This is a genomic window from Bacillus sp. SIMBA_005, assembly GCF_046535585.1.
GTDB classification, from domain to species: Bacteria; Bacillota; Bacilli; order Bacillales; family Bacillaceae; genus Bacillus; species Bacillus pumilus.
In genome coordinates, this window is sequence record NZ_JAWRWI010000291.1 from 1 (window position 1) to 277 (window position 277).

Sequence of the window (277 nt, forward strand, 5' to 3'; positions counted from 1 at the left end):
CATCGCTGTAACAGATCCAAGCTTCAGAATACGATCTTTCAATTTCACCCCACATCAGCGGCTGGCCGAACGAGAAAAATCGATTGCGCTAGATTGGCCTCAGATTGCCGGTCTTCAGCATCTGTTGCAGTTTCAGGAACGGTACCGGGCGGCAGTAGTGATATCCCTGCATCAGCCAGCAACCCAGTGCCATGAGGCTGATCGCCTGCTCCTGGTTTTCCACACCTTTGGCAATCAGCTCCAACCCCAGCGCCTGGCCCATACGCACAATGGCTTC

The 277-nt window shown here is 54.2% G+C and carries 1 protein-coding gene; it reads right to left on the reverse strand.

Annotated features, from left to right (window positions below; genetic code table 11):
* Nucleotides 1–88: 88 nt before the first annotated feature.
* The coding region (locus tag SB660_RS20165) for an EAL domain-containing protein (RefSeq protein WP_410584074.1) at nucleotides 89–277 on the reverse strand (189 nt) is incomplete at its 5' end.